Raw genomic sequence first — 3,981 nt, forward strand, 5'->3', positions numbered from 1 at the left:
ACGGCGGGGCCACGATCGCCCCGATCATCCCAGCCAATCCCTGCAAACGCGTTCCCCACGTTCCAGAGCTCGCTGCGATGAAAGAGACGCAGCGGATCCGCACGCCCGCGCCGCAGATCAAATCATCCCAGCCCACTCAGGTGAATACGATGGGCTAGAGGCCTCGGCATTCCGTCGGCGCTCGACCGCTTCCTCCAGCAGGCGGTGATGCAGGTGCTGCAAGAGGACTGGGACCCGACCTTCTCGCCGTCGAGCTACGGGTTCCGGCCCGGACGCTCGGCGCACCAGGCTGTGGCCGCCGCGCAGCAGTTTATCGCAGACGGCTGCCACACCGTCGTCGATCTCGATTTGGAGAAATTCTTCGATCGGGTGAACCACGACATCCTGATGGGTCTGGTGGCCAAACGGGTGCAGGACCGGCTCCTGCTCCGGCTCATCCGCCGTTATCTGACGGCAGGTGTGCTCGTGGGCGGCATGGTCGATCCGATGGATGAGGGAGTCCCGCAAGGGGGTCCGCTCTCGCCGCTGCTTTCAAACCTGATGCTCGATGTGCTCGACAAGGAACTGGAACGGCGCGGCCACCGGTTCGCAAGATACGCCGATGATTGCAACATTTATGTCCGCAGTCCTCGTGCAGGCGAACGGGTCATGGCCAGCGTCACCCGGTTCCTCGAACGGCGTCTCAAGCTGAGGGTGAACCCGGCCAAGAGCGCTGTCGCTTCTCCAACCGAGCGTAAGTTCCTCGACTTTAGCTTCTCAGGTCGTGCCTACATTAGGCGGCGCATCGCACCGCAGGCACTGACCAGATTCAAGGGGCGGGTTCGAGAACTCACGGCAAGGAATGGAGGGCGCAGCCTCGCGCAGATTATACCGGAGCTATCGCGCTATCTCATTGGATGGCGCGGCTACTTCGGTTTCTGCGAGACCCCAGGGGAGTTGCGGCTTCTGGACAAGTGGATCAGGCGACGGCTCCGTGCCATCGTCTGGAAGCAGTGGAAGTACGGGCGTAACCGCTTTGCGGAACTGCGTCGCATGGGCATCAGACGGGATCTGGCCGCGCGAGCCGCCGGAAGCCCCCATGGTGTCTGGCGGCTCAGCAACAGCCCCGCGCTCTCCTTTGCCTTCCCCAATGCCTTCTTCGAGAGCCTTGGTCTCGCTTCTGTCTATATCCGCCGAGCCGAGTAATCTGGCGAACCGCCGTATACGGACCCGTTTGTACGGTGGTGTGGGAGGGGAGGAACCGCAAGGTTCCCCCCTATCCCGATTTCCTGGTATAGAACCTTACCGGTTACAGGTTGGCTTTGAGACCCACGGTCAGCATCAGCATGTTCAGATCGGCGCCGGCTGCAGGCTTCGGCGCGCGGGCGCCCAGCCCCTCGCCGCCCTTGTATGCAAGCGTTTCACCCGCCGCCTCGAAATACTTCTGGTACTCGGCCTTCGCCGTGAGCGAGAGGCGCTCCGAGACGGCGTATTCAGCACCAAGGTCCACACCAACCATCCAATCGGGAGCGAAATCCTCGGTGAATAGAAGGTCCCGCAGGTTATGATGGTCCTTGGCCTTCACAACGACAAACGGACTGGTGATAACCTCACCGGTCACGCGCCAGGATCCGGCCGTATAGGTCGCGCCCAGGCCAACATAAGGAGTGTGCCACCATTGCTGGTAAGCGACACCGAGTTCATGCGGGTCGAACGTGCCGACCTTGTCCCTGAAGCCATCCTTCGAATAGATGTAGTTCCCGCCGTAAACGTTCATCTTGGTGGTCAGGAAGCGATAGCCGGCCAAGGCGTCGAGGGCGAGGCCGTTCTGCTCATAGAAACGAGCTGCGCCGCCGATATCGATCTGGAAGGCTTTGGCGAGCCTCGTATCCGAATGGGAGGACCAATGGGACCAGTTGTCAAAACCGTTATAGCCACGCAACCAGTCGAAATCGTCCATGGCATTATCGGAGGCAATCACGGACCATCCCCCGGCACGCAGCAAAAGCCAGTCGAGCGCCTGATAGGACAGGCGTCCACCCAGGACAGCCGCGTTGTCGATCTGCCAGTTGAGCTGGCTCAGCTTCGATCCGTCGCCCGGAACGCGATCAACGTACTCGCCGGCAATGCCCGCGAGATAACCGCTGAACACCTCGGCTGAGAACAGCGGGCTCGAGGACACTGCCGCGATCGGGGCCTGCTGAGTTCCGAGATCGGTGGCATAAGCAGGCGAAAGCCCTGCCGCGAGGCCTAACGGCATTGCCGCGCTGCAGAGCGCGACAAGTGCTCTTGTCGATTCACTCACGAGATAACTCCTAAGGTAAGTCTGACCTGTTCAAGGATCATTGTCTGCGTATGTCGTCTTCAACGCGTTGTTTCACGCAGTATGCGACTGCATCACCACACAGCGCTCACCGGGCTCCGCGCGCCGCATCATTGAGCTGAACTGGATGTGCTCGAAACGGCATCGTCAACTGAACGAGGCTACTTGCCTTGCTGAAGATTTCGGCTGGGAGCCGGCGCCGTCCTTATCAATGGGACAGGGCTGGCCGGGAGGGCCTGAACGAGGGCTTCTCGGCTTAAGGTGACGGTGCTGTCCTGACATATTGCTTTCCTTCCTTTGGTCCATCGACCGCGCGGTTACTCAAACCATGACGATCCGGTCGGCCGCTCCTGCCGCCTCGTACTGAAGGGTGCAAACTTCGTGCCAACTGCGCCCAAAGCGCCTCAGAAAAGATGTTGTGCAGATTATTCAAGGGCTTCCATGAGAGCGCGGCAGGCGCCGGGCCGCACAGCACCGTGTCGCGGACTCGACAAACCCGACAGCAGGTGTCAGAGGTCTGGCGTTTGTCCAGGGATGGCGGACATGGGGGATCAACTGAACCGGCTGCGAGGGTGATGTCACGTTAACCCGAGGAGACCGCAATTTGCTCTGTCCCCGCTCTTTCAGGCGAGGACGCCCGCCGCGGCTTTCCATGCCGCCATGGCTTGTAGGCAGTGAAGGTGGGTGGCGAGGGCAGACCGGTGCGAGTGGGACGAAACGAACAAGTTCCTGACGGCTGAAAAGACGGAGGTGAACCGCTGCAGGCCTCCCGCGGACCGAAAGCCTTTATCATCCACTCCCGCTTTCTCAGCGGAAGATGCGAATTCTCGGCCCTGTTGTTCAGATGGGGATTGCCTAATCACAACTCATTGATCAAGTCCTTTCTCGTAATTGCTCAACGATGTCATTGCCGGTCTTGTGACCGGCAAAGACGGGAGGCCGATATTGCGGCTGTGCTGCTTATTCGTTTGGTGCCACTGATGGCCGGCTGCCGGAAGCAGGGTTGTCTTCGCGGTCGCCCTGCTTCCGCAAGAGACGCTTCGGCAAGCGCTTGGCGGCCTGGGTGTCGCGGCGGTCCTGGACGACCTCATCAAGCACATGGCCGTCCTGATCAACCGCCCGCCAGAGCCAGTGTTTCTGGCCCGAGATCGTGACCACGACCTCATCCAAGTGCCAGATATCGCGGCGGCTCGGCGGCTTGCGCCTGAGACGACGCGCGTACGCCGGCCCGAACTTCAGCGCCCAGCGGCGGACCGTCTCGGAGGAGACGACGATGCCGCGCTCCAACAGCATCTCCTCCACCATCCGCAGGCTCAGGGGAAACCGGAAGTACAACCACACCGCATGGGCGATGATCTCAGGCGGAAAGCGATGGCGTTTGTCGCTGACGGGGTTGGGCATACCGGCCCGTCTACACGGTCGCGGTCAAACCCGAGTTAACGTGACAACACCGTCTACGCTAACCTGCGAGGGCAACTCCCGTGGCATCGCGCCAGATGGAAAAGGCGTGATCGCGCGCAGCCCGATACTCACCGGCAGAGAGGCGATGGTAGCGGAGTTGAAAGTTGTTGTGGATCGGGGTGTGGGTGGCGAGGAATCGCTGGAACTATACCGGAATGTGGGTGATGACGGATTGAGAAAGGCGACGTATCGAGGCGGGTGTCGAGCCTGCCAGAACC

General features: G+C 60.9%; 2 protein-coding genes and 1 pseudogene. 1 reads left to right on the plus strand and 2 read right to left on the minus strand.

Features of this window, described 5'->3' with window-relative positions; all coding sequences use genetic code 11:
* The first annotated feature begins 168 nt into the window (after window positions 1-168).
* Window positions 169-1,185, plus strand: coding sequence for a group II intron reverse transcriptase/maturase (gene ltrA / locus JKL46_RS34265; RefSeq protein WP_343074178.1), 1,017 nt, complete (start codon window positions 169-171; stop codon window positions 1,183-1,185).
* Between the two features lie 103 nt (window positions 1,186-1,288).
* On the opposite strand, the gene JKL46_RS34270 is transcribed toward ltrA, so the two are convergent.
* Both JKL46_RS34270 and JKL46_RS37145 read right to left on the minus strand, forming a co-directional pair.
* The gene (locus JKL46_RS34270) at window positions 1,289-2,284 is read right to left on the minus strand and encodes an omptin family outer membrane protease (protein WP_201842891.1); all 996 of its coding nucleotides are present in this window, start codon (window positions 2,282-2,284) and stop codon (window positions 1,289-1,291) included.
* Window positions 2,285-2,925: 641 nt separating this feature from the next.
* Window positions 2,926-3,703: pseudogene (locus JKL46_RS37145) on the minus strand (IS6 family transposase).
* Window positions 3,704-3,981 lie beyond the last annotated feature (278 nt).

The sequence above is a fragment of the Microvirga zambiensis WSM3693 genome, assembly GCF_016735695.1.
Classification (GTDB): Bacteria; Pseudomonadota; Alphaproteobacteria; order Rhizobiales; family Beijerinckiaceae; genus Microvirga; species Microvirga zambiensis.